Annotated in this window: 23 protein-coding genes; 10 read left to right on the top strand and 13 right to left on the bottom strand. The window is 66.0% G+C overall.

Annotated features, from left to right (window positions below; genetic code table 11):
• The first annotated feature begins 152 nt into the window (after nucleotides 1–152).
• The 3 genes from ABXH26_RS11305 to ABXH26_RS11295 all read left to right on the top strand — a co-directional run bounded on the left by ABXH26_RS11305 (nucleotide 153) and on the right by ABXH26_RS11295 (nucleotide 4011).
• On the top strand, nucleotides 153–989 hold the full coding sequence (locus ABXH26_RS11305) for a LamG-like jellyroll fold domain-containing protein (protein ID WP_353567178.1): 837 nt from the start codon (nucleotides 153–155) through the stop codon (nucleotides 987–989).
• Between the two features lie 154 nt (nucleotides 990–1143).
• A complete protein-coding gene (locus tag ABXH26_RS11300) occupies nucleotides 1144–2709 on the top strand; it encodes a DUF1800 domain-containing protein (protein ID WP_353567177.1) in 1566 nt (521 codons plus the stop codon).
• 6 nt (nucleotides 2710–2715) lie between these two features.
• Complete coding sequence (locus tag ABXH26_RS11295; protein ID WP_353567176.1) at nucleotides 2716–4011, top strand: DUF1501 domain-containing protein; 1296 nt, start codon at nucleotides 2716–2718, stop codon at nucleotides 4009–4011.
• A gap of 711 nt (nucleotides 4012–4722) precedes the next feature.
• Here the strand turns inward: ABXH26_RS11295 and ABXH26_RS11290 are convergent.
• The 3 genes from ABXH26_RS11290 to ABXH26_RS11280 all read right to left on the bottom strand — a co-directional run bounded on the left by ABXH26_RS11290 (nucleotide 4723) and on the right by ABXH26_RS11280 (nucleotide 6341).
• A complete protein-coding gene (locus ABXH26_RS11290) occupies nucleotides 4723–4989 on the bottom strand; it encodes a hypothetical protein (protein ID WP_353567175.1) in 267 nt (88 codons plus the stop codon).
• A gap of 46 nt (nucleotides 4990–5035) precedes the next feature.
• Entirely contained in the window at nucleotides 5036–5500 is a 465-nt protein-coding gene (gene ispF, locus ABXH26_RS11285) for a 2-C-methyl-D-erythritol 2,4-cyclodiphosphate synthase (protein ID WP_353567174.1), read from the bottom strand.
• Between the two features lie 91 nt (nucleotides 5501–5591).
• A complete protein-coding gene (locus ABXH26_RS11280) occupies nucleotides 5592–6341 on the bottom strand; it encodes an inositol monophosphatase family protein (protein ID WP_353567173.1) in 750 nt (249 codons plus the stop codon).
• On the opposite strand from ABXH26_RS11280, the gene ABXH26_RS20590 reads away from it, so the two are divergent.
• Both ABXH26_RS20590 and ABXH26_RS11270 read left to right on the top strand, forming a co-directional pair.
• Nucleotides 6315–6668: a plasmid mobilization protein gene (locus ABXH26_RS20590; protein WP_434783424.1), complete on the top strand. Its 354-nt coding sequence runs from the start codon at nucleotides 6315–6317 to the stop codon at nucleotides 6666–6668. The two genes, ABXH26_RS11280 and ABXH26_RS20590, sit on opposite strands and share 27 nt — an antisense overlap.
• Complete coding sequence (locus ABXH26_RS11270) at nucleotides 6665–7087, top strand: PIN domain-containing protein (protein ID WP_353567171.1); 423 nt, start codon at nucleotides 6665–6667, stop codon at nucleotides 7085–7087. The genes ABXH26_RS20590 and ABXH26_RS11270 overlap by 4 nt, the downstream gene beginning before the upstream one ends.
• Here the strand turns inward: ABXH26_RS11270 and ABXH26_RS11265 are convergent.
• From ABXH26_RS11265 to ABXH26_RS11245, 5 genes are all read right to left on the bottom strand, one after another.
• Nucleotides 7082–7711 carry a phosphopantothenoylcysteine decarboxylase domain-containing protein gene (locus ABXH26_RS11265; RefSeq protein WP_353567170.1) on the bottom strand — a complete coding sequence of 210 codons (630 nt, stop codon included), beginning with the start codon at nucleotides 7709–7711 and terminating at the stop codon, nucleotides 7082–7084. The two genes, ABXH26_RS11270 and ABXH26_RS11265, sit on opposite strands and share 6 nt — an antisense overlap.
• 3 nt (nucleotides 7712–7714) lie before the next feature.
• Complete coding sequence (locus ABXH26_RS11260; RefSeq protein ID WP_353567169.1) at nucleotides 7715–9193, bottom strand: tetratricopeptide repeat protein; 1479 nt, start codon at nucleotides 9191–9193, stop codon at nucleotides 7715–7717.
• A gap of 64 nt (nucleotides 9194–9257) precedes the next feature.
• A complete protein-coding gene (locus ABXH26_RS11255; RefSeq protein WP_353567168.1) occupies nucleotides 9258–11990 on the bottom strand; it encodes a phosphoenolpyruvate carboxylase in 2733 nt (910 codons plus the stop codon).
• Nucleotides 11991–12057: 67 nt separating this feature from the next.
• Nucleotides 12058–14310, bottom strand: a complete 2253-nt coding sequence (locus tag ABXH26_RS11250; protein WP_353567167.1) for a glycoside hydrolase family 2 protein — start codon at nucleotides 14308–14310, stop codon at nucleotides 12058–12060.
• 50 nt (nucleotides 14311–14360) lie between these two features.
• A complete protein-coding gene (locus ABXH26_RS11245) occupies nucleotides 14361–15410 on the bottom strand; it encodes a CAP domain-containing protein (RefSeq protein ID WP_353567166.1) in 1050 nt (349 codons plus the stop codon).
• A 127-nt stretch (nucleotides 15411–15537) separates the two neighbouring features.
• Between ABXH26_RS11245 and ABXH26_RS11240 the strand changes: the two genes are divergently transcribed.
• Nucleotides 15538–15885: an aspartate 1-decarboxylase gene (locus tag ABXH26_RS11240; RefSeq protein WP_353567165.1), complete on the top strand. Its 348-nt coding sequence runs from the start codon at nucleotides 15538–15540 to the stop codon at nucleotides 15883–15885.
• 59 nt (nucleotides 15886–15944) lie between these two features.
• Nucleotides 15945–17012 (top strand): glycosyltransferase family 4 protein, encoded by a 1068-nt coding sequence (locus tag ABXH26_RS11235; protein WP_353567164.1) that lies wholly within the window; start codon nucleotides 15945–15947, stop codon nucleotides 17010–17012.
• Between the two features lie 258 nt (nucleotides 17013–17270).
• Here the strand turns inward: ABXH26_RS11235 and murA are convergent, their stop codons facing one another.
• Nucleotides 17271–18542 (bottom strand): UDP-N-acetylglucosamine 1-carboxyvinyltransferase, encoded by a 1272-nt coding sequence (gene murA, locus ABXH26_RS11230; protein WP_353567163.1) that lies wholly within the window; start codon nucleotides 18540–18542, stop codon nucleotides 17271–17273.
• Between the two features lie 196 nt (nucleotides 18543–18738).
• On the opposite strand from murA, the gene ABXH26_RS11225 reads away from it, so the two are divergent.
• On the top strand, nucleotides 18739–18921 hold the full coding sequence (locus ABXH26_RS11225) for a type II toxin-antitoxin system HicB family antitoxin (RefSeq protein WP_353567162.1): 183 nt from the start codon (nucleotides 18739–18741) through the stop codon (nucleotides 18919–18921).
• Between the two features lie 90 nt (nucleotides 18922–19011).
• Here the strand turns inward: ABXH26_RS11225 and ABXH26_RS11220 are convergent, their stop codons facing one another.
• From ABXH26_RS11220 to ABXH26_RS11210, 3 genes are all read right to left on the bottom strand, one after another.
• Nucleotides 19012–21348: a choice-of-anchor Q domain-containing protein gene (locus tag ABXH26_RS11220; RefSeq protein ID WP_353567161.1), complete on the bottom strand. Its 2337-nt coding sequence runs from the start codon at nucleotides 21346–21348 to the stop codon at nucleotides 19012–19014.
• Between the two features lie 236 nt (nucleotides 21349–21584).
• Nucleotides 21585–22430: a peptide chain release factor N(5)-glutamine methyltransferase gene (gene prmC / locus ABXH26_RS11215; RefSeq protein WP_353567160.1), complete on the bottom strand. Its 846-nt coding sequence runs from the start codon at nucleotides 22428–22430 to the stop codon at nucleotides 21585–21587.
• A complete protein-coding gene (locus ABXH26_RS11210) occupies nucleotides 22427–23569 on the bottom strand; it encodes a M20 family metallopeptidase (protein ID WP_353567159.1) in 1143 nt (380 codons plus the stop codon). Before ABXH26_RS11210 ends, prmC begins: the two co-directional genes overlap by 4 nt.
• A 150-nt stretch (nucleotides 23570–23719) precedes the next feature.
• Here ABXH26_RS11210 and ABXH26_RS11205 point away from each other — a divergent pair, with 150 nt between their 5' ends.
• On the top strand, nucleotides 23720–24442 hold the full coding sequence (locus ABXH26_RS11205) for a phosphodiester glycosidase family protein (protein ID WP_353567158.1): 723 nt from the start codon (nucleotides 23720–23722) through the stop codon (nucleotides 24440–24442).
• Here ABXH26_RS11205 and ABXH26_RS11200 read toward each other — a convergent pair.
• A complete protein-coding gene (locus tag ABXH26_RS11200; protein ID WP_353567157.1) occupies nucleotides 24412–25050 on the bottom strand; it encodes a YiiX/YebB-like N1pC/P60 family cysteine hydrolase in 639 nt (212 codons plus the stop codon). The genes ABXH26_RS11205 and ABXH26_RS11200 overlap by 31 nt on opposite strands.
• Before the next feature lie 89 nt (nucleotides 25051–25139).
• Here ABXH26_RS11200 and ABXH26_RS11195 point away from each other — a divergent pair, with 89 nt between their 5' ends.
• Nucleotides 25140–25610 (top strand): MauE/DoxX family redox-associated membrane protein, encoded by a 471-nt coding sequence (locus ABXH26_RS11195; RefSeq protein ID WP_353567156.1) that lies wholly within the window; start codon nucleotides 25140–25142, stop codon nucleotides 25608–25610.
• Nucleotides 25611–26355: the final 745 nt, after the last annotated feature.

Raw genomic sequence — 26355 nt, 5'->3', positions numbered from 1 at the left:
GACGGCATTCGGCGTATTTTTCCCGGGAAGGCTTGCTGCGTTCACCCGCCGATTACCTCAAACGGGGTATGGAAAAGAAACGATTCATTCATAGGATCGGAGGAACGCCAGGGGATGACTTGGCGATCAAACCCGCAAAAACCCCGAAACCCATGAACAAGTACCTCGTTCCCAGCGCCTTGGTCGCGATGGCCTCCGCTTCGCCTGCTGCCTTGGTCCACCGCTATGATTTCGAAACCGACGGACTGGCCACCGACATCGTTGGAACCGCGGACGGCACCCTGTATGGCTCGGCCACCATCACCGGCGGGTCGCTCAACACGACCAACGTGCTCGGTCAACTCGACGGCAGTGGACTGCCGCAGAACGGCGTGGGCCTGCCCGCCTCCACGGTGGCGGGAATGAACGGTGCGTTCACGATCGAGCTCTGGACCAACTATTCCTTCGGCGGTTCGTCCTTCACGACGGCGTTTTCCTTCAGCGACGGGACGACCAGCAACTACGTGCTGGGAACCCCTGCGCGCGGCGGCTCGCCCTACCCCTCGTCGATCGCGGTCATTGGCGGGGGCACCTCCGGAGGCGAGCAGCTGGCTCGTGGCCAATACTTCGACAATGGCTCCCACCACTGGGTGATCACCTACGATGGCACCGACCTCACCTACTACCAGGACGCGTCCACGGACCTGGCTGGCTTCAATACCACCAACAGCTTCTCGGCGACGATTTCGGTTCCCGGCCTGGACCTCTCCAGCCTGACCCAGATCGGTCTCGCGGGAGGAGCCCCCTGGGGGGACAACAGCGCGACCGGCAGCATGCTCGACTTCCGCCTTTATGACCATGCGGTGACCGCCGCCCAGGTGGCGCAGCTCAACGCGCTCGGCGCGAATGCCAGCAACGCCCAGATCAGCGCCGTGGTGCCGGAGCCGGCGGCAACCCTCCTCGGATCGCTCGGCGCGCTCGGCCTGCTTCGCCGCCGCCGGAAGGCCTGATCGGAACCGATCCACGGCCCGGATCCTTCATGCCCGCCGCCCATTCCGGGGCGGCGGGCTTTTGCTTGTCTCATGGGCTCGGGAGGGACCGGGTGGCCACGCAACCGATCGAGGAGCCCGGGGTTGCAGCTCATCGCAACCCGAAGCCACCGCCATGCTGCCGAAAGCGACGACACCCTGGACCCCGACGGAAGCCGCCCACCTGATGCGTCGGGCCGGATTCGGGGGTTCGCCGGCCGAGGTGGCCCGGATCCACGCGCTCGGCCGGGTGGAGGCGGTCGAAGCCTTGCTTCACCCCGCGGAGAATCCGTCGCTGGCCGCCCCGTCGTGGACGCGGCCGGAGCGATGGCGCGAGGAAGGTCGCGAACGCTTCGAGAAAATGCGCGAACTGCGGGAGGCCGTGCCGGGGATGACGGAGGCGGACCGCGAAAAGGCGCGGCGGGAGGCGAATCAGCAATTCCAGCGCACGAACCGCCAGCGCCAGGCGGAGCTGGCCGCGTGGTGGTTCGATCGGATGCGCCACTCCGGCTCACCGCTGCGCGAAAAGATGGTGCTGTTCTGGCACGACCACTTCGCCACCTCCGCGCAGAAGGTTCGCGACGCGGGCCTGCTTTTCCAGCAGAACGAGCTGTTCCGGAAGCACGCGCTCGGTGACTTCCGCCAGCTGACCCATGCCGTGCTGTGGGATCCGGCGATGATGCTCTACCTCGACACGCAGTCCTCGCGGAAGGGCAAGCCGAACGAGAATTTCGCCCGCGAGGTGATGGAGCTCTTCACGCTCGGCGAGGGCAACTACACCGAGCAGGACATCCACGAAGCCGCCCGTGCTTTCACCGGCTACAAGCTGGACCGTCGGACCGGCGAGGTATTCCATGCGCGGCGCCAGTGGGATGGCGGGGAAAAGACGGTCTTCGGCAAAACGGCGAACTTCGACGGCGACGGCCTGATCGACCTGCTGTTCGAGCAGGATGCGGCGGCCCGCCATCTGCCGGCGAAGTTGTGGGCCTACTTCGTCGAGGACGAACCGCCTGCCGCGGTGGTGAAAGAGCTGGGGAAGACTTTCCGCGAGAGCGGCTTCCGCGTCGATGCGGTGCTGCGCGAGATCTTCCTCTCCAAGGTGTTCTACGATCCCTCGGTGATCCGCGGGCAGATCAAGAGCCCCGTCCAGTTTCTCGCGCAGATGTGCCAGGAGCTGGAAATCGACGGCCTGCCCGATGCCTACTTCGCCTCGGTGTCGCTCCAGCTCGGGCAGGTGCTCTTCATGCCGCCCAACGTCGCGGGCTGGGACTGGGGACGGGCCTGGATCAATACCAACACGCTGCTCAGCCGCTACAACGTCGCCGGCGTGGTCACGACCGGCTCGGCGGATGGCTCGGCGGATGCCCGCGGCACCCGCGGCGGCGAGGAGGCGGAGGAGATGATGATGGCGGGGGCGGAGCAGGGCCAGGGCGGGCGGATGCTGGCGCGGTTGGTCCAGCGGTCGATGCGGCGCTGGGACGGCCCGGATTTCGAAACGATCGCGCCGCGGCCGCTGCGCGAGGATCCGGAGAAGCTCGTCGATGCGCTGGTCGAACGCTTTTTCCAAGGCGATCCCGGCGAGAAGCAGCGCGCGGCCTTCATCGACTACGCCCAGTCGAAAAAGGGCGTCATTTTCACCAACCACGAAGTCGCCGAGCTGTGCCACCTGATGATGAGCACGCCGCAGTACCAACTCTGCTGAGGTATCATGAAAACACGACGGGAATTCCTGAGATCGACCCTGCTGGGCGCATCCGCGAGCTGGACGGTGCCGTTGTTCGTCGAGCGCACCTTCGCCGACCTGCATGTCGGTGCGAAGGACCTGGCGGTGCAGCCGGTGACGGGGAAGGATGATACGATCCTCGTCGTACTTCAGCTGGCCGGCGGAAACGACGGGCTGAACACGGTGGTGCCATACCACGATGATGCCTATTTCAAGGCCCGCCCGCAGCTGGCGAAGCAGGAGAAGGAGCTGATCCGCCTCTCCGATGGTGTGGGCTTGAACGCGGCGATGCCCTTTCTCGGCGGTCTCTACGACGAGGGCGGGCTGGCGGTGGTGCAGGGGGTCGGCTATCCGAACCCGAACCGTTCGCACTTCGTCTCGACGTCGGTGTGGGAAACGGCGGACCCGCGGGCGCGGTCGAACACCGGCTGGCTGGGGCGCTACTTCGACAACGCCTGCGCGGGCAGCGACCCGACGGTGGGCATTTCGCTGAACAAGACGCAGCCGGAGTCCTTCGGCGCGCTGAGGAACCCCGGCGTCTGCCTGAGTTCGCCGGAGCTCTACCGCTGGATCCACGGCGGCGGGGAGAAGGCGGAGGCGGAGCGGTTTTTCGAGTCGCTGAACTCGCCGGAAGAGGCGGTCGATGGCGCCTCGATCGACGAGCCGCCGGTGGGACGGCCCGGCGGCATCGCAGGGGAGACGAATCTGGCTTTCCTGGAGCGGGTGGCGATGGATGCCCGCGTTTCCTCGAAGAAGATCCTGGAGGTGGCGGCAAAGCACCGGACGCGGGTCCGTTACGAGGGTACACCGGTCGCGCGGAGCCTGAACATGGTGGCGCGAATGATCGCGGGGAAAATGCCGACGCGGGTCTACTACGTGAGCCACGGCGGGTTCGACACGCACAACGGGCAGATCAACTCACACGACCGCCTGCTGGGGCAGCTCGACCGGGCGCTGAAGTCGTTCTTTGCCGACCTGCGCGAGCAGGGAAATGCGGACCGGGTGACGCTGATGACTTTCTCGGAGTTTGGCCGGCGGGTGTCCGAAAACGCGAGCAAGGGGACCGACCACGGCAAGGCCTCGTGCCTGTTCGTGGCCGGCGGCGGGGTAAAGGGCGGGCTCTACGGCAGCCAGCCGAGCTTGACCGATCTCGATGCCGGCGACCTGAAGCACGCCGTCGATTTCCGCCAGGTGTATGCGACCGTCCTGGAGGACTGCCTGCGGGCGAAGTCGGAGCCAGTGCTGAAAGCGCGCTACGGCAAGCTGGATTTCATGGGATAAAAGGGGGCGCCGGCATCGCAGAGGGGCGGCGGGGCCGTAGGGGGCGGCGGGCATCGACCGCCGGGCGGGGAAGCGGCAGCCGGCGTTCCGGTGGAGTCCCTTGGGGTCCCTTGCAGCTTTCATTTCACGGAAAGAACGGCTCGCTAAGCAGGCAAGCTGAGCCGCCAGGAAATCGACGCGTACCGCTTTCAGTTCGTGGCAAGAACGCCAGCCGAAGACGGCAAGCCCAGCCTCCAGGGAATGGGCCCCCGCAGCTTTGATTTCACGGAAAGAACGGCTCGCCAAGAAGCGCAAGCCGAGCCTCCGGGAAATCGACGCCCGCAGCGTTTTCTTCACGGAAAGAACTGCCGGCCAAAGAGGGCAAGCCCAGCCTCCCCAAAACAGCTCGCCGCGAAAGGCAAGCCGAGCCACCAGAAAACGGACGCCTGCACCTTTCATTTCACAAAAAGACCGGCCGGCCAAAGAGGCAATCCCAGCCGCCAGGAACGCCCGCAGCTTTCATTTCACGGAAACTCGCCACAGAGGGTCAGCCCAGCCTCCAGCCAATCGACGCCGCAGCTTTTCTTCACAGAAAAGACGGCCCGCCCGACCTCGAAGCGACTCTCCGATCAGGCCCGCTCCCAACTCCAGCCCGGCGGTCGATGCCCGCCGCCCCATTCTACTTCGTGTCGGAATCGCGGGGGTGGGGCGTCGAGGAGAAACGCTGCGCGCTCAGAAAAGGCACAGCCCGCCATCGGGAGCTGCGGCGGGCTTGGGCCGGGCGAGGAGCAGGTCGATGGCGGTGAGTTCGTCGAGCGTGGGCGAGATCTCCTCATCCAGGACACGGCGGAGCCAGTCGGACCATAAGCCGGGGGTGCCGCCCTCTTTCCGTGAGAGGATCAGCGCGAGTTCGCTGAGACGACCGCTCGGGGCCAGTTGCTTGCGCGTGCGGCGGAGCCAGGCGGCAAGGAAGGGTCGGTCGGGCCGGCTGGGATGCACACGGGGAAACTACGGATCGCCGAAGGGTTTGGCAAGGCGGCAGTGTTCAATCGACCTGTGCCACGGCCATGGCAGCGATGCCTTCGCGACGGCCGATCGCGCCCAACAGTTCGTTGGTGGTCGCCTTGATGCCGACCCGCTCCGGCGGCAGGCCGAGTGCCCGGCCGATGTTCGCCTGCATGGCTTCGCGGTGCGGCAGCACCTTCGGCGCCTCGGCGATCAGGGTGGCATCGACGTTGACCAGGCTGTGTCCTTTCTCGCGGATCAGCGACGCGGCCTTTTCGAGAATCTCGAGGGAGTTGATGTCCTTGCAGGCGGGGTCGCCCGGCGGGAACCAGTGGCCGATGTCGGGCAGGCCGATTGCGCCCAGAACGGCATCGGCGATGGCATGGGAGAGCACGTCCGCATCGGAGTGGCCATCGAGGCCGTGGGTGTGCGGGATTTCCACGCCGCCGAGGATCAGCGGGCGGCCTTCCTTGAAACGGTGGATGTCGTAGCCGAGACCGGTCATGGGAGGAGATGGTAGATGGTAGATGGTAGATGGTAGATCAGATGAAAGCGTTGCAGGGGTATCGACGATCTGCCATCTGCGATCCACGATCTTAGAGTATTTCCTCGATGGGGATCAGGCCGTTGGTGGCGACGATGGCCCAGGAGTCGGTGGAGCCGGGGTTTTCCTGGAGGGTGACTTTTCCACCGGCGGCTTCGACGAGCAGTTTGCCGGCAGCGATGTCCCAGAGGGAAATACGGGACTCGACGTAGGCGTCGAGCCTGCCGCTGGCGATGTAGGCGAGGCCGAGCGCGGCGCTGCCCATCATGCGCATCTTGCGGGCGCGCAGCGACGCTTTGCGGAAACGTTCGAGGCCGACCTTGAGGGCCTCCTCGTCTTTTCCGCAGCCGACGAAGACGGCGCATTCCTCGAGTTTTTCGCGCTTCGAGCAGGCGATCGGCTTGCCGTTGAGCTGGGGCTGACTCCCTTTTTCGACCGTCCACGTCTCGCCGATGATCGGATCGTGGATCACGCCGAGGACGACGTCGCCATCGACTCGCAGGGCGATCGAGACGCAGAAGTGGGGGATGCCGTAGTAGAAATTCACGGTGCCGTCGATCGGATCAACGATCCATTGGCGGTTCGACTCCGCGTTCCCGCCGATGCCTTCTTCTCCATAGAAGGCGTCATCGGGCCGGGCACCGAGGAGGATGCCTTCGATGAGGTTCTGCGACTCCTTGTCGAGGGCGAGCTTGATGTCGTGGTGGGTGGCCTCATCGACGGCGGCTTCGTCGCCGAAGTGCTGCTTGAGGAGCTTGCCGGCCTCGACGGCGGCATGGACGGTGAGTTCGAGATCGGTCACGGGGGGAGGGTGGGCCGCGGATCCACCGGGTTCAAAGCAAGTTTTCCGACAAGCTTGTCGGGAGCGGAAGTGGGTGTTACCGTATCACCCGTGAAGACACTGACGTTCAAGGTGAGCGAGGACGAGGATCGGATGATCCGGTTGCTGGCGGAACGTGAGCAGCTGAGCCTTTCCGAGTATCTGAGGCGTCGTGCGATCGGACATGCGGGCCCGGCGGAAAGTTTCGCCCTCGAAACTTGTCCGAACACGGGCGCCAGAGTGTTTTCCGGAGCTTCGGGGAAACTGACGAGCGAGTCGGTGAAAGCGATGCTGGCTGACTTCCCATGAAAGCTTATCTCCTCGATGTGAACGTGCTGGTCGCCTGGGGCTGGGCGGACCATGAGGATCACGGACGGGTCACCGCTTGGGTAAAAAGTGGCATGAGACGCAGGTCGGTGAGGCTCTTGACCTCGGCTATTCCGGAGCTGGGATTTGTCAGGGTGTCGGTTCAGCGAACTGCGGGTCGCCTGCCGGTGGCGATGGCTGCGGAGGTGCTGCGCGGCTTGATCGAGGCGCTGGGGGAAAGACACGAGTTCGTTCCCGACAGCATTTCATCCGCCGGAGGATGGCCCGAGTGGTGTGATGGGGCGTCGCGAACGACGGATTCTCATCTGCTGGCGCTGGCTAGCCACCACGGCGCGGAGTTGGCGACCTTGGATCAGGGGATTCCCGGAGCGTTTTTGGTGCCCCGTCTGCCGATTTCATGATCGGCGGTCCATCAGCTGGATGATGCGGTGGGCGAGGTGGTGCTTGTCGTCTTCCGGGAGGGACTCGATGCGGTCGGGGAAGACGAGGAGGACCTGGTTGCGGTCGGAATCGAAGCCGATGCCGGGTTGGGAGACGTCGTTGGCGACGATGAGGTCGCAGCCCTTTTTTTCCAGCTTGGCCCGGGCGTGGCTGGCGAGGTTCTCGGTCTCCGCGGCGAAACCTACTAGAAATCCCGTAAATCCGAACTCGCCCCGGCAGGAGCCGAGGATGTCGGGGTTCTTGACGAGTTCGAGGGTCAGGGTGGCGGCGGATTTCTTGATCTTCTGCTCCGCGGCGGTGGCGGGCCGGTAGTCGGCCACGGCGGCGGCGAAAATGGCGGCGTCCATGCGCCCGATGTGGCTTTCCACCGCCTCATACATGTCGGCGGCGGTTTCGACGGGCAGGAAATCGACGCCGTCGGGCACGTCGAGGTTGGTGGGGCCGGAGACGAGCAGGACCTGGTGGCCGTCGTGCGCGGCCGCCGCGGCGAGGGCATAGCCCATTTTCCCCGATGACCGGTTGGTCAGGTAGCGGACGGGATCGAGCGGCTCGCGGGTCGGGCCGGCGGTGATGAGGATTTTCACGTCTCAGTCGTCGTGGCTGGGAGCGGAGAGGCGCTTGTAGTCGGCCTTGGCGGTTTCGAGCTGATCGCCGGTGAGTTGACCGTCCAGGGTTTCGAGCAGCTTGGAGGCATTCGCATCGCCGCGATCGATGGCGATTTTCGCCAGCGTCCAGGCGCGGGAAAGGTCGGGCTTCATGCCGACCCCGAAGGCGTGCATGCGGGCCAGAGCGGTGGTGGCCTGGGCGTGGCCCTGGCCGGCGGCCTGGGAGTAGAGGTCGGTCGCCAGCGGCAGGTTCTGCTCGATACCCAGCCCCTTTTCGTAAAGGGCGGCGAGATTGAACTGGGCGGCGGCGAAGCCGGACTTGGAAGCCCGCAGCAACCACGCAGCCGCCGCGACGGGATCGGACCCGCCGAGGTCGTCCGCCAAGTAGAGGAGGGCGAGGGCGTTCTGGGCCATCGGCAGGTCCGCTTTGGCGGCGAACAGGAGGTGCTGGTGGATGGCGGACTGGTCGGGCTTTTCCCGGCCACCGAGCATGCCGGCGAGTTCGAGGTGGGCATGGGCATTCCCCGCCTCGGCCGATTTTTCCAGCCACTCGACGCCGGCAGCCTCGTTCTTCCCGATGCCCTGGCCCTTGATGAGAAACCGTGCCACCGCGAGCATGCAGTCGGGCTGGCCGTTCTCCGCGCCGGTGAGGAAGGTCTGATAGGCGGACTCCAGGTCCTTCTCCTGGGTTTCCTGATAGGCGCCGAGGAGGAGAAAGCCGAGGGTCTGCCCGTTTTCGATGCCCTTGTGAAGCCACTTGAGGCCTTCCTCGCGGGTGCTTTTCTCGTCCGACTCGATCAGGCGCGAACCCAGCGGAACGTAGGCTCCGAGGTTACCCCGTTCCGCGGCCTTGCGGATGTGTTGCAGGGCCTTTTCCGGATCGTTTTTTTCGGGAAAACCGAACTCACCCGAGTAGAGCCGCGCCAGCAACAGGTCGGAGGTGGAGTCGCCGCTTTCCGAAGACCGGATCCACCAGTCGATGGCCTGGTCGACGTCGCGGTCGCCATCGACGACGCCCTGCAGCCAGGCCTCTCCGAGGATGCGCCCGGCCATGCCGGGTTCACTTTCCGCCGCGGCTTCGAGCGCCGCGCGGCCCTGCTTTTTTTCATCGGCGTCCGCCGAGTGGAGGAGGATCAAGGCGCGCCGGTATTTCGATTCGAGATGCCCCCCCTCGGCGGCGCGTTGGTAGAACTCGAGCGCCTTTTCGCGGGACAGGGGGGCCCCCTGGCCGGTTTCCGCGGCGAATCCGAGCACGAAGAACGCGTCCGGGTCGCCTTGCTCCGCCAGCTTGGCGGCAGCTTCGACGGCTTCGGCGTGGTCGCCGTTGCGGAAGTCGGCCAGGATTTTGGCCATCGGCCCCTCTTGGGTGGCCTGCGGGACTCCGGGTTCGAGCTGCCCCACCACCAGGCTCGCGAGGAGCGGCGTCACGAGCAAGACGAGGCGGACCGGCATGGATTTCATCGCCGGATCATGAGGGGCAGGCAGGGGCTGCCAAGTGGAATCCCGGCCGCGCGAAGGGCCGGCCTCAACCGGTGGTGCGCAGGCCCGAGGAGATGGCGTTGATGGAGAGCAGGAGTTTCGGGAACAGCGCCTCGGCCTCGGAGTCCTGGCCGTCGGCGACGAGCTGGCGCCAGTGGGCGATGAGCTGGACCTGCTGGCGGTGGAGGACGCGCAGCGGGGCCTCGCGGATGTCCAGGGTCTTGGCCATGCGCGGGCGGCGGCTGCGCATGTCGCCATCGAACAGCTCGGCGAGCAGGTCGCGGGTGCGCTCGAACTCGGCCACGATGATGTCCATGAAACGCTGGCGGAGTGCTTCATCGGCCACGAGGCCGGCGTAGCTCCGCATCAGCTCGAGGTTGGCCGAGGCGAGGTTGGTTTCGACGTTGGTGAGCGTGTAGCTGAGAAAGGTCGACTGCGGCAGCGCGTCCTTGAGGGCGGCGAACTTGTCCGGGGAGTTGGTCTTCATTTCCTCCAGTGCGCTGCCGACGCCGAACCAGCCGGGCAGGTAGAAGCGGGCCTGGGTCCAGGAAAACACCCAGGGAATCGCGCGCAGGTCGGCGATCGAGTGGCCCTTCGTGCCGGTACGGCGGGCGGGGCGGGAGCCGATGCGCGAGTTTTCCAGCGCGTCGATGGGCGTGGCCTGGCGGTAGAAATCGATGAAGCCCTCGGCGTGGAGCAGCTGCTGGTAGGCGTGCTGGCTGGCGGCGGAAAGCTCGGGGACGAGCGACTCGGCGGGGTCCTCGGCCGGCGCGGGCTGGCGGTGGTGCGCGGTGGTGATCGCGGTGCCGGCGAGCAGCAACTCGAGGTTGTAGGTGGCGTTGGCGAGGTTGGCGTATTTTTGCGCGATCGACTCGCCCTGCTCGGTCATGCGGAAGCCGCCGGACAGCGAGCCGTGCGGCAGGGCGGCCATGAACCAGTGGGTCGGGCCGGCGCCGCGGGAGATGGTGCCGCCGCGGCCGTGGAAGAAGCGCAGCTTCACGCCGTGCTCGGTGGCGACCTGGGTGAGGTTTTCCTGGGCCTCGTGGAGCGACCAGGCGGCGGCGAGGATGCCGCAGTCCTTGTTCGAGTCCGAGTAGCCCAGCATGACCTGCTGGACCGGCGCGGCGCGGCGTTTCACGAAGGGATGCGAAAGATAAGCGGCCATGATGCCGGGCGCGCGTTCGAGGTCGTCCATGGTCTCGAAGAGCGGGACGACTTCGAGCGGGCAGACGGGGCCCTCGGGCGTCATCTCCATGAGGCCGGCCTCGCGGGCGAGGAGGAAGACGCCGAGCAGGTCGGAGAGCTGGCGGGTCATCGAGACGATGAGCGCGCCGAGGCCGTGCTTGCCGTGCTCCTCGATCTCGGCGGCGAGCACGCGGTGGGCATCGAGGACCAGATCGGCCTGCTCGCCGGCGCTGGCGGTATCGTGGAGGAAAGGGCGGGGCGACTTGAGTTCGTTTTCGAGCAGGGTGAGGCGCTCCTCCTCCGGCCAGCTGCCGTAGTTTTCGCCATCCGGCACGCCGGCGGCGGTGAGCAGCTGGGCGATCGCCTGGTCGTGGAACTCCGAGTTCTGCCGTACATCGAGCGTGGCGAGGTGGAAGCCGAAGATGTCGAGCTTCTGGCGCAGCGGGCGGATGTACTGCTCGTCGATGTGGGTGCAGCCGGTGGTGCTGATGGTGTCGCCGAGCAGCTTGAGGTCCTCGCCAAAGGCGGCGGGTCCGGGGTAGCCGGGGAGGCCCTCGATCTGGCGCTCGAGGCGGGCGGCCATCAGCGCGGCGAGGTGGCGCCAGGGCTCCTCGTGGAAGCGGTTGTGAAGCGCGGTGGAAACGGCCTCGTCGCCGAGGGTGAAGGTCAGCTCGTCGATGCGGGTTTCGAGCTCGTCGGGCACGTCATTGAGCTGGCGGGAAAGGGTGAGCTGGGTGCCCAGCGTGACCAGCTCGCGGTGGAGCAGTTGCAGCGCGGCCTTGCGCAGCATGCCGAGGGTTTCGTGGGTGACCTCCGGCGTGACCAGCGGGTGGCCGTCGCGGTCGCCACCGATCCAGGTGCCGAAAGACAGGCGGGGCACGTTTTCCGCGGCGCGGAGGGTATCCATCGGAAAGCCGGCATCGCGCCAGGCTTCGGTGAAATGGAGGTCGAGCCGGTTGAGCGCGTGCGGGAAGAGGTCGCGCAGGTAGTGGATGGCATCGCGCAGCTCGCGGAAGAGATCGGGCCGGACCAGGTGGATCTCGCCGGTGCGCCAGAGGGTTTCCAGGGCGGTGACCATGCGCTGGCGGATTCGGCGGCGCTCGCGCTCGGTGTATTTCGGGTATTCGGAGCGGACGAGTTCGTCGTAGAGCGCGCGGTGGCGTTCGCGGACTGAGGAGCGCTTGGCCTCGGTCGGGTGGGCGGTGAGGACCGGCTGGACGTCGACATCGCGCAGGACGCCGATGATTTCCTCCGGCGAGAGGCCCATGGCCCGCATGTCCTTCAGCGCGCGGGGCCAGAGGCCGCGGATCGAGTCGGCACCGAGGGTTTTCTCGCGCTCGCGGCGGATCGCGGCGGCGACGCGTTCCTCGGTCATGTTGAGGAGCTGGAAGCCGATCGAATAGAGCTGCTGGGTGCCCTCCGGCGGGTGGTCCTCGGGCACGGTGCCGGACCACGGCAGGTAGGGCAGCAGGTCGTCCTCGCCGAGCGATTTCAGCGCCTCGGCGAGGCAGTCGATGAGCGTCTCGAGGGTTTCGTCGATCTGTTCGAAACCTTCGAGGCGGAGCTGTTCACGGGTAGGGGAGGACTCGGTCATCGGCGCGCCGACTTAAGCAGGGATCGCGCCGATGTCCCAAGTCCGGTTTTTCGAAAAAACCGCCCGCTTACTCGACCGGCGTCTCGTGGTAGAGGCCCACATCGATGAACTGGCCGCCGGTGGTCTGGTGGCAGTGCACGGCGATCACGTTTTTGCCCGACTTCAGCGCGGAGGCCTCCAGCGGCAGCGAGATGTAGCCGCCGGTGTGGCCCTTGAGGTCGGCGATCCGGGTGCCATTCAGGAACACCTGCGCGTCCTCGTCATGATAGATCGACAGCCCGTAGCTGCCGTCCGATTGCGGCGTGAGACGGAACTCCTTGCGCAGCCAGATGTCGCTGCTCTTCCAGTCCGAGCGGACGCGCGCGTTCAGCGTGCCGACGGTGCCGAAGCCGGCGGTGTCGGTCTTCCACGAGGCGTCCTTGAAGTCCGGCTTTTCCCAGCCATCGGCGGGTTGGGTTTCGGTGTGCTTCCAGCGTTCCGCCTTGTCCGGGGCGGTGGCGATGATGGTCTCGCGCTTCACCACGTCGGGCGTGGCCAGCAGCTTGTCGGAAAGCTCGCGCAGCCAGCGGGTGTCCACCTTTTTCTCCCGGTCGTAGGTCAGCAGGCCGTTGATTTCCCCCTCCACGTCGGTGGTCTGGGTGTAAACGCCGGCCGCGACGCCCTGCTTGCGAAGCTGGCAGAGGATGTCGATCGACTGCGTGTAGCGGCTCTTCCACTCGTCGATGTCCTTCGGTAGCCCGCCGTAGCCCCAGTTGTTGGCGTCGGGGTTCCAGAGGTGGCCCTTCACGGGAAATCCGTGCCCGCCGAACTCGCCGACCACCTTGATGTAGTCGTTCAGCCGCTTCTGGTCGAAAGGATAGCCCGGATGCGGGTAGCGGTGCTCGTCGGCGATGTCGCCGATTTCCCAGAAGTTGCCGCCGGAAGCAATGTTGATCAGGCGGGTTTTGTCGTAGTCGATCGCCATCTTGCCCATGGCCAAAGTGTCGTGCTGGCCCCAGGCTTCGTTGAAGGGGGTCCAGACGACGATGCTCGGGTGATCGCGCAGATGATCGACCATGCGCTTGTATTCGGTGACCCACTGCTCGGCGTGCTCGGCCGGCCATTTCGCGTCCTCCGGATCTTTTCCGAAACGCGTCCAGCGCGGGCTGGGCCCGCCGCTGACCTGGTCTTGCCACAACATCATGCCGAGGCGGTCGCAGTGCATGTAGTAGCGGCGGGGTTCGACCTTGATGTGCTTGCGGATCATGTTGAAGCCGGCGTCGCGCAGGAACTCGATGTCCGAGAGCATGGCGGCGTCGGATGGCGGCGTGAGCAAGCCGGCGGGCCACCATCCCTGATCGAGCGGACCCCAGTGGAAGATGATCTTGCCGTTCAGCGTGAAGCGCCAGTTGCCGTCGGCGTCCTTGGCTTTGCCGACCTTTCGCAGGGCGGTGTAGGACTTGGCGGAGTCGATGACCTGGCCGCTGCCGTCGAGCAGCTCGACTTTCAGATCGTAAACCTTCGGGCTCTCCGGCGACCACAGCTCGGCGTCGGGGATTTCGAGGGAAACGGGGCCGCTGCCCTCGGCGGTCGGGCCGTCCACCACGGACACGCGGACCTTTTCGCCATCGATGGCCGGGCCGCGCAGCTTCGGGGTCACGGTCACGGTGCCGGTCTTGATGTCGCAGGCGAAATCGAGGTCCTCGAGCGAGCGTTCGGGCACGTTTTCGAGCCACACGGTCTGCCAGATGCCGGTCACGCGGGTGTAGAAGATGCCTTGGGCCTTGCGGCGCTGCTTGCCATTGAGCTGGAACTCCTCGGTGGCGTCGTAGCAACGGACGACCAGCTCGTTGCCGTCGGCCTTCAGCGCGCCGGTGATGTCGAAGCTGAACGGCGTGTTGCCGCCGCGGTGTTGACCGATTTCCTGGCCATTGACCCACACCGTGGTGTCGTAGTCGACCGCTTCGAAGTGCAGCAGCGATCGTTTTCCGGACACGGCGGCGGGCAGCGGACGGTGATACCAGAGGGCTTCGCTGTCCTCGATGACGCGTCCGACGCCGGACAACGCGGCCTCCGGCGCAAAGGGAACCAGGATTTCCCCGGCCCAGTCGGAGGGCTGGCCGTCCTCCTTGCCGGTGACCTGGTAGTCCCAGAGTCCGTTGAGGTTGGTCCACTCGCCGCGTTCGAGCAGCGGGCGCGGGTATTCGGTCCAGACCTTGTCGGGCTTCAGATCCTTGGCCCATGGGGACATGATCTTGCCTTCGACGGGTTTCCACTCGGCGTGCAGCGGAGCTGCCAGGCCGAGCGCGAGCAGGGTGGATATCAGGTGGGTTGCTTTCATGGGTTGATGGAGAATGTCCCCGGCGGCGCAAGTGTCCCCCGCCGGTCGTGTCACCGGGTGCCGGTCATCATGGTCCAGTGCTTTCCGGCCAGGCCCACGCCGAGCAGGTTGGGGCCGCTGGCCATCATGATGAAACGGTGGCCGTCCGAGTGGAACCAGGCCGTGTAGGCGTCCGACGGGCTGGTGGAGCCCATGTAGATGTTTTCCCCGCTGGCGGCCCATTGGAAGCCGGCCTTGGCCGCGCGGTCCCACGGCGTCTTTTTTCCGGGGACGGGGGATTCGTGGGCGAAAAAGCCGAGCCGCTCCATGTCCTCGGAGTGCCCCTTGGCGGCGTCGCTCAGCTTTTCCTCCAGCAGCAGCGGCACCAGCCCGAGCACCGAGCGGTTGTGGTTCAGGATGCTGGCGAAGTCCTTCATCGCCGGCTTCGCCCATGAGGAGGGAAGGGCGTCGTTCGCCTTCTCGACCTCGGCCAGCTTGGTGACCTCCTTGCGCGTTTTTTCCAGCCGCCGGCGCATGTCCTCGAGGTCGCTCAGGCGGTGGTTGTCATCGATGAACTCGTCCCGAATCTCCTCGAGGTCCAGATCCTCCGGCTCCTCCTCGAACTGCTCGCGCTCCTTGCGGATCTCGGCCGCGGCGGTGAGGTGGGCATCGATCGCCTGGTCGAAGCGACCGGTGTCGATCTCCGCCGCCTTGCGGATCTTTTTCACCATCTTCTCCACGCCCTCGACGTCCTTCTCGAGCTTCTTGATCTCGCGGGGCTCCTTCTTCCAGTCGGTCCGGATGCGGCCCATCACGCGTTGGCGCTCCTCATCCAGTTCCTCGGCCAGCTTCTGGTGCTCCAGGTACGGATTCGAGCTGGCGCGCATCGGCTCGCACAGCTGGTTGAGGCGATCGAGGTGGCAATCCTCGGCCGCCTCGAGCGCGTCCTCGTAGTGATCCATTTCCTCGGCCCCGAGCTGCATCCAGCTGCGGAACGCGGCCTGGCGCTTCGACGAATCGGTGGATTGCATCCAGTCCTGCGCCTTGCGGGTGAATTCCTCGGGAGCGGCGGCGAGCGGGACGGCGAGCGACAGGAGGAGGAAAAGCGGGAGCGGCTTCATGGCGGCGGACGTCGCGGATGGGGCCGACCTACGGACCTCGCAGCCCCGCTCATTCATTGAATTCCGTCGTCGCCGGAATGGCTTCCGCCTTGACCGCCGCGGGGACGGGTGGTTCGGTCCGCCCGCCATGCTTCGCCAGGTGTTGAAATCCAAGCTCTACCGCGCGGTCGCAACCGATTCGGTGGTCGATTACGAAGGCAGCATCGAGATTCCCCGGGATCTGATGGAGGCGGCGGACCTTTGGGAGGGCGAGAAGGTGCTGGTAGCCTCGATCGATACCACCGCGCGCCTCGAGACCTACGTGCTGGCCGGCGCGCCGGGGACCGGGAAAATCCTGATCAACGGCGGTGCGGCGAACCGGATCAAGAAAGGCGAGCGGCTGACCATCATGGCCTTCGCGCTGACCGAAACGCCGATCAAGCCGGTGAAGCTGGTCCTCGACGAGACGAACGCGGTGATCCGCGGCGGCAAGTAAGGCAGCGCGACGCAGCTCGGGCTGGCCATGGCACGGGCCTGTGCTAGGGGTGGGGAATCTTGTCTTCCTCCGATGATTCGTTTTTCCGCCCGCGCGTGGCGCTGCTGACCTGGGAGTATCCGCCTGAAGTGACCGGCGGGCTCGGAATCGCCTGCGAGGGCATCGCCCGGGCGCTGGACCGCCTGACGGGCGTGGAGGTGATCACGCCCGCTGGCGAGGCGGTGGATCCCTACGATTGCGACCCGGAGGATCTGGAGGGCGGCGAATACGGGGCTCTCGTTTTGCAGCGCGCGGCCCATGCGGACGTGGTGCATGCGCACGACTGGATGACCTTTCCCGCGGCGATGGCCTGGGCGCGGCAGACCGGCCGGCCGTGGGTGGCGCACGTGCATTCCCTGGAAATCGATCGCTCGGGCGGCATGGCGCTGCCGGAGATCCGGGAGATCGAGGGCGCCGGCCTGCGCATGGCGGACGCGGTGATCGCGGTGAGCCACCGCACCGCGGCGCGATGCGTGGACGAGTATGGCGTGAGCCCGGAGAAGCTGCATGTCGTCCACAACGGCATCGAGCCGGTGAAGCCTTGGCGGCACGAGACCGGGGTGCCGAGGGTGAGCTTCATCGGCCGGCTGACCTGGCAGAAGGCACCGGATGATTTCGTCGAGATCGCCGCGCGGATCGCGGAAATGAACAAGGTGGTTCAGTTCACGATGGCCGGCCGCGGTGAGATGGGGCCGGAGCTGGTCGAGCGGATCGCGAAGCACGGGCTGACGCGGCGCTTTGAAATGCCGGGCTTCATCGGCCGCGAAGCCGTCAGGGCGTTGCTGGCGCGGACCGATGTGCTCTGCATGCCATCGCGCGAGGAACCCTTCGGGCTGGTGGCGCTGGAGGCGGCGGCCTTCGCGGTGCCGGCGGTGATTTCCACGACCGCCGGCGTGGGCGAACTGCTGCCGGCGGCGCGGCACGTGGAGGCGGGGGACGTGGAGGGATTCGCCGGGCGGATCTGGGGGCTGGTGGTCGATCCGGAATGGCGCCGCGAGCTGGGGGAAAGATCGCAGCTTCAAGCCAAGTGGGCGACCTGGGACCGCACCGCCGCGGCGGTGATCGAGGTGCTGCGCCAAGTGATCTGAACAGGCGGCGGGTGATGTGATCGGGGCGGCGGGCATCGACCGCCGGACAGGGAGGAGCAGGCGCGTCGGCTCTCGAAGACGCTCCGAGGTCTTCGCCGCGCGCCTCGGAGGGACGCGAAGGGGCAGGTCCTTGCCTCGCGCTCGAAAGAACACGAAGCAGCCGCTCATGGCCTCGCACTCGAAAGGACTCGAAGCAGCTCAAGAGCGCGCGAAACGGCAGGGCCCTGCCCGGCGGTCGATGCCCGCCGCCCCCCTCCGTCAGCGCTCGCGGACGCGCTCGACGTTGGCGCCGAGGGCTTCGAGCTTTTCATCAATGTGCTCGTAGCCGCGGTCGATGTGATAAAGCCGATTGATCTCGGTGGTGCCCTTGGCCACGAGGCCGGCCAGCACGAGCGCGGCGGAGGCGCGGAGGTCGCTGGCCATGACGGGCGCGCCGCTGAGGCCGGTGACGCCCTTGATGACCGCTTTTCCGTCGGCGACGTGGATGTCGGCACCCATGCGCTTGAGCTCGGCGCAGTGCATGAAGCGCTGCGGGAAAATCGTGTCGACCACGACGCTGCTGCCTGGCGTGAGCGCGAACAAGGCGGTCATCTGCGCCTGCATGTCGGTCGGGTAGCCGGGGTAGGGCTCGGTGACGATCTCGACCGGCATCGGCGTGTCGCCGCGATGCACGGTGCAGGCATCGCCGCTGCTGTTGAAATGGACCTGGTGGCCGGCCTTGCGCAGGGCCGCGGTGACGGCGACGAGGTGCCCCTCGTGCACGCGGCGCAGGGTCACACCCTCGCCGGCGAGCGCGGCAGCGACCATGAAGGTGCCAGCCTCGATGCGGTCGGGGATGACGTTGTGGACCGTTCCGTGGAGTTTTTTCACACCCTCGATCTTGATCACCGGCGTGCCGGCTCCGCTGACCTTGGCGCCCATGGAGTTGAGGAAATCGGCGAGATCCACGACTTCCGGCTCGCAGGCGGCCGAGGTGATGGTGGTGGTGCCCTCGGCGAGCGTGGCGGCCATCATGACGTTGTCGGTGCCGAGCACGGTGGGTCCGTTTTCCCCGCAAAGATCGATGGTGGCTCCCTTCAGGCCCTCCGGCGCGGAAAGGATGACATTCCCGCCCTCAAACTCGGCCTTCGCGCCGAGCGCCTCGAGGCCGCGGATGTGGAGGTCGATCGGCCGATCGCCGATGACGCAGCCGCCGGGCAGGGCGACGACGCAGCGATGTTTCCGCGCGAGCAGCGGGCCCATCATGCAGACCGAGGCGCGCATGCGGCGGACGATGTCATAGGGTGCCGTGTCGGAAATCTCGGCTGCGGTGATGCGGACGGTGCCGGAGAAGCGTTCGACGTCGGCCCCGAGACCGGTGAGGATCTGCACCATGTAGTTGGTGTCCGAAACGTCCGGCACGCGGCGGATGACGACGTCGTCCTCGGTCAAAAGCGCGGCGGCGAGGATGGGCAACGAGGCGTTTTTCGATCCTGAAATGGTGATGGCGCCGTGGATCGGGGTGCCGCCGTGAACGAGGAGTTTGTCCATCCGGGAAAGTAGCAGGAATTCAGTGGTCAGGCTTCGGGACGCCTCGCGACCGGGAAGCGGGGGATGCCAGAGAGGTCGTTGAGGGTCAAGACGTCCTTGACCGGGCAGGTGAGAGATCAAAGTTGAGAACGAGAGGCGGCTGTGGCAGATGGGGGCATGAAACGGACGTTGACGGCAGTGTTCATCCGCGAGGGCGATGGGTTCGTGGCTTCTCTGCCCCGAACTCAATGTGGCCTCGCAAGGGATTAGCGTCGAGGAAGCGAAGACCCATCTGATCGAAGCGGTTGAATTGTTCTTCGAGTGCGCATCGCCCTCGGAGATCGAGGAGCGGCTTTCCACCGAGTCCTTCGTTTCGACCATGGAGGTGAGCGTTGCCTAAAATGCCGGTGCTTTCCCGCAGGGAGAGCCGCAGGAGGAACGTCATCTGATCGAGGCGGTCAGGGCTCCGTTTTGAAGCCGAACCGGCGCGTCAATCCAGCTCCGACAGCCGATAGAAACGTCCCTCAGGCATGGCAGGATCGCCGTCGCGCCACATGATCTGCGACGATTCCGCGAAGATTGCCGGGCCGGCCGGCCGCCATTCGGAGAGGTCGGCGGAAACCTCCACCTGATACTCTCCTCCGGGCTCGGTGGGGAAATGGAGGCAGCGACCGCCACCGGTCTCGATCTCGAGCCTTGTCGCCATCGTTTCCGTGGGATCGGGCACGGGTGGCAGCGAAATGGCCAGCACCGGCGTCAATCGGAGGTCCGGCAGATTCGCGGAATATTGCAGGATCACGATCCGGTAATCGCCCGACTCCATCGGCCCGGCCACATCGATGAAACCGTCGCCGGAGGAATTGTAGAGCGTGGCACCGGCAGGCAGGCCGCTCACGGCGAGCCGGAAGCCGGACTGGGTCCATGGCGAGTCGTTGTGGACGATCACGAGTTGAAAATAGAGCCCGCTCGCCGCGTCGTAGCCGGGCTCGATGGTCAGGCCGATCGCGAGGTCGTCGGGGCTGAATTGCAGCTCATAAGCGCCCGCATCCGGTGCCAGCCCGACGTGTCGCCGAAATGGCTCGCCCCGCTGATCAAATGCCGGGGTTTCCGCCGGCAGGCCGAGATCGAGCGCCGGGCTGTTCGCCGAGATCGGGATCGTGCGGGTGAAGCCGCCGTGGAAATCAAGCTCGCCGAGACCTGCCTCGGCCGGGGAGGCGACGGCGAGGCTGCCGGGGTGATCGGGGGAGATGGGTTCGCCGTCCCGAAGGAGGCCGACGAAAAGATTGCCCCCTCGATCGAAGGTGGAGGCACCGAGGTTGCCGATTTCCCCGGTCAGCAGGCAGTTCGTAAATTGGACCGGGCGGGAGGAGATCGCGCCGTGGTTGGCTGCGAAGGTGCAATGCTTCAGAGGCGAGGGCGTCAGCATATCGAGGCAGACTCCCTCGTTCCCGGTGAAGGTGCAGTTTTCGATAACCGGAGAGAGCCAATACTGGCGGATGCAGTGCTCTGTGTTTCCTTCAAAAAGACAGCGGCGAACGATGGGGGCGCTGCTCCGGCCGTAGAGATCCAGCGCGGTCTGGTTGCCGATGAACTCGCAGTCTTCAATCAGCATGCTTCCTTCGTATCGCATCGATTGCACGGCAACCGAAGCGCCGCGGATGACGAGGCGGCGCAGGGTGAGATCCTGGGAGGCGGCGGTTCCGTTGGCCCCCGCAATGGAGAATAAAGGTCCACCTGTGCCTTGAATCGTGACCCGGCCGGGAGACGGCGGGCCTTCGATCGTGAACCCCTCCCGCGCGCCATACGGGCTCGGGCTGCCGTTTCCCAGGACGACCGTGACGGGCGCGAGGGAGAACGGAACGCCTTCCTCATCGGAAAAGGTGATGGTCTCAAGGCCGGGCAGGTTTTCGGCATTCTCGATCGCCTGACGCAGCGAGCCTTCGCCCACGGCGGAAGTTCGCGTGACGACGGTGTCATTGGGCGGAATCAGCAGGGAAAGCCCGGATGGTCCCTGGAAACGGATCGCCTCAAGTCCCTCAGCGTGGACATCGTCCAGGATCCTGATGTGGATCGGCACCTCCGTTTCCTCGCCGGAGAAGGCCACCCGGAAACGCCGCCCGAATTGAAAGACATCGACGGGGATCTCCTGGCCCCGGCTTGTGACCGCGAAATCCCCCGGGTTCGAATCGTTCGAAAGATCGAGATAGGTGCGTTGAAGGTCGGGCGAGCGACGGAGGATGCGGATGGAAACGGACGTTTCTCCCTCAGCGCAACGAAGGGCGGTCGGGTCGAAGGCCACAGCGGATTTCGTCAAATCGCGGGTGGTCCCGTGAAGAATCGGAACGGCGATGGAACCGGTCGTCCGGATCGCGAGAAGATTTTTGGCGGCGGTGAGAGCGGGGATGTGGGCGGTGAGGTCGTAGTGCCGAAAGCCTCTCGAATCGGCCGCGGGCAGGGAAACGGAAGTGCGGGAGACGACCCGTTCGCCGTTGAGATAGACGGCGAGTTCGCCGGCGTCGTGTTTCAGCGAAAGCGTGAGGGTCTCCGGCGTGGCAGCCACGTCGAACCACTGCCGGAGGTGGATCGCTTGGAAGCTCGCGACGGTGGAGACTTCCGTGAAATGGCTGCGGGGGCCGAACCCTGCGGGGGCGATGCTCCAGTTAACGGCTGCATCCGGGCTGAACCAATCGTCCTCGGCGGACAAGTAGGGGCGATAGGCCGCCTCGTGGCCGTCGGCGACGAAGACAAGGGTGGCGGAAGGAGAGGTGTCCTGACCGGAAACGAGCGGCAGGTTCAGCAGGAGAAGCAACGCAATCCAGATCTTCATCGCGAGATGGAGTTAGGCGGATGCGTTTCTAATGTAAATACAAAAGGAATACGATGGAGGTTAAAAGTAGTTTGGTCGCATCGAATCAGGCGCGAAGCACGGTGCGTCGGGAGATGCTGGAAGAATCCGCTGCCAGGCGGTCCATCGCGTCCGATCAGTACGCTGCGAGTGCCAATCGGTACGCTGCGAGCGGCGATCAGTACGCTGCGAGTTTGCAGAACCCGGTGGTTTTCGAGCTACTTTTGCGCGACCGGGAAGCGGGGGATGCCGGAGAGATCCTTGAGCGTCCGGATTTCCCGGAGGCCGGCGGAGTGGAGAAGGGTTTCGACCTCAGAGGCTTGGTCGATGCCGATTTCCATCGCGAGCCAGCCGCCGGGGTTCAGGTGGCGGGCGGCTTCGGGGACGAAGCGGCGGATCAGGTCGAGGCCGTCCTTTCCGCTGAAAAGCGCGAGAGCGGGGTCGTGGCGGACTTCCTTGGAGACCTGCTCGCCTTCGGGGACGTAGGGGAGGTTGGCGGCGATGAGATCGAAGGATTGGCCGGCGAGGTTTTGGAAGAGGTCGGACTGGATGAAGTGAATCGCGCCGGCTGAAGCCAGCGCTCCGATCCGCGGGGCATTCTCGCGGGCGAGGTTGAGGGCTTCGGGGGAGAGGTCGGCCAGGGTGACTTGGGCGGCGGGGAAATCGTGGGCGAGGGAGAGCCCGAGGCAGCCGGAGCCGGTGCCCATGTCGAGGATGCGGGCGTTTTCCGGGAGGGTGACGTGTTTCGCGAGCCACTCGGCGAGTTCCTCGGTCTCGGGGCGCGGGATAAGGGCGCGGGCGTCGGTTTTGAACTCGTGTTGGCGGAAAAACACGGTGCCGAGGAGGTGCTGGACCGGGACGCCGTCGCCGCGCTGCTTGAGGGCGTCGCGGAGCGGGGCGAGGTGGTCTTCCTCGAGCGGCTCGTCGAAGCGCAGGTAGAGGTCCATGCGGGTGCAGCCGAGCTGGTGGGCGACGAGCATCTGCATGTTCCGCCGGGCGTCCTCGATGCCGCGCTTCTCCAGATAGGCGGTGCCTTTGTCGAGGATGTCGAGGACGGTGGTCATCCGATTGACGATTGTGGATTGAGGATTGCCGATTGGATGAAGAACGAGAAGAAGGCGGCACCTTCCTCGAGGGCGGCAATTTCGATGAATTCGTCGCAGGTGTGGGCCTGGTCGATGGAGCCGGGGCCGAGGCAGATGGAGGGGATGCCGGCTTCGGAGAGGTGGGCGGCATCGGAAAACCACGGGGCGCCGACGCATTTCGTGGCGGGGCGGACATCGCGGAGGCGTTGGATCCACGGGTGGTCGGCCGGGGTTTCCATGGGCGGCTTTTCGTCGGCCTCGACGATCTCGACCGGATGGCCGGCCAGCATTTCCCGGAGCAAACCGAGGGCGCCGCCGGCGTCGCGCAGGGCGGGGGTGAGGCGGATGTCGATCTCGGCCTCGGCGAGGTCGGGGACGATGTTCGGCCGCGAGCCGCCGCGGAGGACGCCGACGTTGATCGTCGATCGGCCGAGGACGGGGTGGGTGAAGGTGGCGAGCCGGTCGACGAGCGGCTCGTGGATGGCGCAAAGGGTGCGGGCGAGCTTCATGGCGGCGTTGTCGCCGCGCTCGGGCTGGGAGGAGTGGGCGGCCTTGCCGGTGCTGCGCAGGGTGGCCCAGAGCGATCCTTTGGTGGTGTGGACGATGTCGAGCGAGGTCGGCTCGCCGACGATGGCGAACTGGTAGTCGGCGGCGTATTTCTCGCCAAAATCCCGCGAGCCCCACTGGCAGGACTCCTCGCCCATGAAACCGACGAAATCGATGGCGACCTTCGCGTCGCGGAGGTGGCCGGCGTTTTCGCGCAGCGCCCACAGCATGGCGGCCGTGGGGCCCTTGGTGTCGGAGGAGCCGCGACCCCACAGGCGGCCGTCGCGGATTTCGCCGGAAAAGGGATCGATGGTCATGCCGCCGACGCCGACGGTGTCGAGGTGCGGGCCGAAGAGGATGCGCGGGCGGCCGTCGAGCGGCGCGAAGCGGGCGATCAGGTTCGGCCGGCCGGGGCGGATTTCCTCGAGGGTGACGTCGGCACCGAGGTCGCGCAGCCAAGCGGCGAGGAAGTCGGCGATGGCGGCCTCGCCGGTGAGTTCGGTGCCCGGCGCGTTGTCGGGATTGACCGACGGGATGCGGACGAGTTGCTGGAGAAGCTCGGTGGCGGACACGGGGGGAAGACAAAAGACTTCAAGACTCAAGACGCAAGACTGGATGCCGCAGACCGGGGGCGGGTTCGGGGGGAGAGGGAGCAGGATGGATGGGATAGGGGGATGCGACCGGCGGCTTGTGTGGGTGGACGGAGTCATTAGATTGGGCGCATGGGAAAGGGATGGTTGGGTGCAGTGATTGCGCTGGTGGCGATGGCGGCGGCCGCGCCGGAGGTCGTCGAGAAGGAGGTGGATGGCGTGAAATACCGGCTGGTGATCGCGGAGGCGGCGGCGATCAGGATCGTGTGGCAGGATGGCGACGGAAAAGCGCTGCGGACTTTTCCTGCGGCGGCGGGGTATCTTGGCGGAAAGGGAGGAAAACTGGTCGCGCTGATGAATGGCGGGATTTTCGAGCCGGGCGGGGTGCCGAGCGGATTGCTGGTGCAGGAGGGAAAAGAACTGCGGCCGGTGAATCGGCGGGAGGGGAAGGGCAATTTTTTCCTCAAGCCAAACGGCATCTTCTATGTGACGGAAACGGGTGCCGGGGTGGTGAAGACCGAGGAATGGCCGGTGGCGGGCAAGGTCGCTTTTGCGGTGCAGTCGGGGCCGCTGCTGTTGCGCGCGGGGAAGGTGCACCCGGTTTTTCGGAAGGAATCGACGAGCCGCCTGCATCGCAACGGCGTGGGCGTGAAGCCGGACGGCACGGTGGTGCTGGCGATTTCCGACTTCCACTCGCCGAAGTTTCCAAACCTTTACGAGTTCGCGATGCTGTTCCAATCGCTCGGCTGCGAGGACGCGTTGTTTTTCGACGGTGACATCAGCCGGATGATCACCGAGGGGTGGGAAAAGGCGGGCGGGCAGGCCTATGGTTCGTTCGTGGGGGTGGTGGACTGAGAAGCGGGAAGCATCGGCACCTCCGCCAACATTGCCGACGCCGCGAGGTCTCCGGGGGCGACCGCGGCTTCGTCGAGGGGCAGGTTTTCGATGCCGCCGTAGCGTTGCTCGATGAGGGCGGCGACGACGGGATCCTCGAGGTCGTAGTCGGAAAAACGCTTCGGTTTGCAGAGCTCGATGCCGCCGGCGAGGTAGGTTTTCCAGACCAACTCGGAGCAGTAATAGGCGTCGTCGCTCCACTCGAACTTGAAATCGTAGGGCTCGCCGATGAGGTCCTCGGCCCAGTCCTTGGCCTTGGCGAGCCAGGCCGGATGGATCGGCTGGGCGAGTCGCATGGCCTTGTAGGTGCCGGGGACGCTGCGGGAAACGAAGTCGGTGAGTGGGGTGACCTTGACCGGCTGGGCGGCTTCGAACACGGCGAGCTGGCCGTTTTTTTCCACGACGATCCCGCAGTGGGTGTAGGGCGAGTCGGTGGCAGCGCGGATGGCGTCGCTTTGCGGGCCTTTGTTTCCCTGGAAGAGGATGTCGCCCTCGCGCAGGTCGTAGAGCGGCGGATCGGCGGCGAGCGCGAGAAGGCTGGAAAGGAGAAGGAAAAGAACGGCTTTCATGATCGTAGGAAACTGGACCCGGAGCGCGCGGGGGTCGAATGGATTCCGCGCTTGGAGCGGGCAGGTCGTTGGTTTAGAGTCCCTAACAGATGCAGCCGAAGTCGCGGATCGATTACACCGTGCTCACCCTCAGGGTGTTGTTCGGGTTGTGGTTTGCGTACATCGGTGGGACGAAGCTTTTCGGCACGGGACCGGTGGCGTTTTCGCGGCAGGTGGCGGAGTTCGAGATTCTGCATGATCCCTACAACCTGGTGGTGGCTTACGGGGTGGCGTGGACGGAGTTGCTGTGCGGGCTGTGCCTGTTGAGCGGCTTCTGGGCGCGCGGCGCGGTGCGCTGGTTGGTGGGGCTGACGTTGTTGTTCCTGTTCGTGAACGGGCAGGCGATGGCGCGGGGGCTGGATCCGGACTGCGGGTGTTTCGGGAAGGCGCTGACGATGCCGCTGGGGCCGAAGATGGGACTGCTGGTGGGGCAGCTCGGGGTGTTGGTGTTCTTGATCGTGTCGGAGCGCTTGTCGCGCCGGCGGGTGTTCAGGGGCTCGAGACTGAGTTTGCCGGGCTGAGGAAACGGGGGCGGCGGGCATTGACCGCCGGACGGGGAGGTGGGGTGTGGCTCGGGGGGGAGATGCTTCGAGGTCCTGAGAGCTCGAAGTGCCATGCTGAGGGAGAGCGCGGCAAGGTCCCTGCCCGGCGGTCGGTGCCCGCCGCCCCGAGCCTCAGGAGGGCGGCTGGCGGTGCTGGCCTTTTTGGGTCGTGTCCGAGCGGCGGCCGCGGCGGAGTTTGCGGGGGCGGGGAAACGGGGGCGGCGGGCATTGACCGCCGGACGGAGAGGTGGGGTGTGGCTCGGGAGGGAAGATGCTTCGAGGTCCTGGGAGCTCGAAGTGCCATGCTGAGGAACAGCGCGGCAAGGTCCCTGCCCGGCGGTCGGTGCCCGCCGCCCCGAGCCTCAGGAGCGCGGCTGGCGGCGCTGGCCTTTTTGGGTCGTGTCCGAGCGGCGGCCGCGGCGGAGTTTGCGGGGGCCGGGAAACGGGGCGGCGGGCATCGACCGCCGGACGGGGAGGTGGGGTGTGGCTCGGGAGGGAAGATGCTTCGAGGTCTTGGGAGCTCGAAGTGCCATGCTGGGGGAGAGCGCGGCAAGGTCCCTGCCCGGCGGTCAATGCCCGCCGCCCCGAGCCTCAGGAGCGCGGCTGGCGGTGCTGGCCTTTTTGGGTCGTGTCCGAGCGGCGGCCGCGGCGGAGTTTGCGGGGGCGGGGAAACGGGGCGGCGGGCATCGACCGCCGGACGGGGAGGTGGGGCGTGGCTCGGGAG

It is taken from the genome of Haloferula sargassicola (assembly GCF_040362925.1).
GTDB classification, from domain to species: Bacteria; Verrucomicrobiota; Verrucomicrobiia; order Verrucomicrobiales; family Akkermansiaceae; genus Haloferula; species Haloferula sargassicola.
This window is presented reverse-complemented; position numbering and strand designations above follow the sequence as displayed.